This window comes from Deinococcus pimensis DSM 21231, assembly GCF_000519345.1.
GTDB classification, from domain to species: domain Bacteria; phylum Deinococcota; class Deinococci; order Deinococcales; family Deinococcaceae; genus Deinococcus_A; species Deinococcus_A pimensis.
The window spans coordinates 21,818-23,958 of the sequence record NZ_KI912632.1 but is presented as its reverse complement, the minus strand read 5'-3'; the positions used below and the strand labels follow the sequence as shown (position 1 = coordinate 23,958).

Here is a 2,141-nt window from a genome sequence, read left to right as displayed (position 1 = left end):
ACCACGCGCGCAGCGGGCACTCGCCGCAGCGGGGCGCGCGAGGCACGCAGACGGTCGCGCCGAGGTCCATGACGGCCTCGTTCCAGCGGCCCGGCTCCGGGGAGTGCAGCAGGGCGTCCGCCTTCTCCTGCACCCAGCGGTCCGTGGGCTCCTCCCGCGCGAACAGGCGCGAGACGACGCGGCGCACGTTGCCGTCCGCGACGGCGTGGGCCGCGCCGTACGCGATGCTCGTCACGGCCGCCGCCGTGTACGGACCCACGCCGGGAATCTCGCGCCAGCCCTCGTAGGTGGTCGGGAAGCCCCTTTCCGCCACGAGCTTCGCGGCGCGGTGCAGGTTGCGGGCGCGGGCGTAGTACCCGCAGCCCTCCCAGGCCTTGAGCACCGCCTCCTGGGGTGCGTCCGCGAGGTCCCGCACGGTCGGGAAGGCCCGCAGGAAGCGTTCGAAGTACACCCGGCCCCGCGCGGCCTGCGTCTGCTGCAGCAGCACCTCCGACACCCACACGCGGTAGGGGTCGCGTCGGCCGTCCGCGCCCGCCGCGCGCCACGGCAGGGCCCTCGCGTGAGGCTCGAACCAGTCCAGGAGCGCGGCGCGCGCCTCCTCGGGAAATGCTCGCGAAAGGTCGGGCATGGGCAGGAGGGCAGTATAGTGAGGGCAGCCCGCGCCAAAAGCAGAACCGAGCGCACTTCCGGGCCAGAAAGTCCCCAGGGATGACCCAGGCGCGCCCCGCCATCACCGAAGCGAGCTACTCCACCAACGCCGCGAACAGCCTGATCCACCTCTACCGAGCGGAGGTGGGCAAGATGACCGCGTACCGTCAGCGTCTCGACACCAGCACCAACTGGGCGGTCGTGACGACGGCCGGTCTCACGTCCTTCGCGCTGGGCAGCCGGGAGAACAGCCACGCGATCTTCCTGTTCGCGATGTTCATGAACTACTTCTTCCTGCACCTGGAGGCGCGGCGCTTCCGCACCTTCGAGATCAGCCACCACCGCGTGCGCATCATGGAGCGCTTCTTCTACCCCGCGATGCTGGGGGACAAGGTGGACTCCTCGTGGCATCAGCTGCTCCTCGCGGAGCTCGCCAAGCCGCGCAGCCCCATCCCCCGCGCGGACGCCGTGGGCTGGCGGCTGCGGCGCAACTACCTGTGGATCTACGCGGCCGTCGCGATCGCGTGGGTGGCGAAGCTGGACCTGCTGCGCGACCCGGGCGCGCGCCCGACCTTCGCGGGCTTCGTGGAGCTCGCCTCCATCGGCAACATCCCCGGGCCCCTCGTGATCGTGGCGGTCGTGGTGTTCTACGCGTTCCTGATCCGCCTCGCGATCCGCGCGACCCGGCAGTACCCGCTGGAACAGGATTGAGGGGAGCCGTCAGGAATCAGCGGTCGGCCGTCGGTCCGGGAACTGACGGCTGACCGCTGACGGCTGACGGCTGACCGCTCCTGTACACTTCGTGTCATGCCGATTCCTCCTCACGAGTTCCGTCAGACCCTCGGCCGCTGGGCGAGTGGCGTCACCATCGTGACCGTCGCGCACGGGGGCGAGCGTCGCGGCATGACCGCGAGCGCCTTCCTGAGCGTGTCCCTGGAGCCCCCGCTGATCCTGGTGTCGGTGGACAACAAGGCGCACATGCAGAGCGTGATCAGCGAGGTGGACCGCTTCGGCGTCAGCATCCTCTCCGCGAACCAGCGTCACCTCAGCGATCACTTCGCGCGCCGCGCCCACGACGTGGAGGTCCCCTGGATGGACCACGAGGGCCTGCCCCTCATCGGCGGGGCGATCGCGCAGCTGGTGTGCCGCAAGGTGGAGACGCTGCCCGGCGGGGACCACACCCTGTACGTGGGCGAGGTGGAGTACAGCCGCTACACGGACGACGATCCGCTGCTGTACTTCCGCGGTCAGTACCACGAGCTGGGCTGAGGCCGCCCCGCGGGCCCGTGACCCGAACGTCGCGGCCGCCCACGTTCAGTCCATCAGCGTCCGCATGCCCTCGCTCGCGCCGGTCCGCAGGCTGAGGTCCGCGTAGGGGGTCAGGGGCGTCTCGTCGGGATTGATCTCGATGACCGTCGCGCCCGCCCACTTCGCGACGCGGCCGAGGCTCGCGGCGGGCTCCACGACGCCGCTCGTGCCGAGCACGAGCGCCA

Annotated in this window: 3 protein-coding genes; 2 read left to right on the top strand and 1 reads right to left on the bottom strand. The window is 70.9% G+C overall.

What is annotated here, in order from left to right:
* Window positions 1-628 (bottom strand): A/G-specific adenine glycosylase (locus DEIPI_RS28525; protein WP_045233651.1); only part of this gene is annotated, 628 nt, incomplete at its 3' end.
* A gap of 80 nt (window positions 629-708) precedes the next feature.
* On the opposite strand from DEIPI_RS28525, the gene DEIPI_RS0104545 reads away from it, so the two are divergent.
* Both DEIPI_RS0104545 and DEIPI_RS0104540 read left to right on the top strand, forming a co-directional pair.
* Window positions 709-1,359 carry a DUF2270 domain-containing protein gene (locus DEIPI_RS0104545; protein ID WP_027480991.1) on the top strand — a complete coding sequence of 217 codons (651 nt, stop codon included), beginning with the start codon at window positions 709-711 and terminating at the stop codon, window positions 1,357-1,359.
* A 96-nt stretch (window positions 1,360-1,455) separates the two neighbouring features.
* Window positions 1,456-1,917: a flavin reductase family protein gene (locus DEIPI_RS0104540; RefSeq protein WP_027480990.1), complete on the top strand. Its 462-nt coding sequence runs from the start codon at window positions 1,456-1,458 to the stop codon at window positions 1,915-1,917.
* Window positions 1,918-2,141 lie beyond the last annotated feature (224 nt).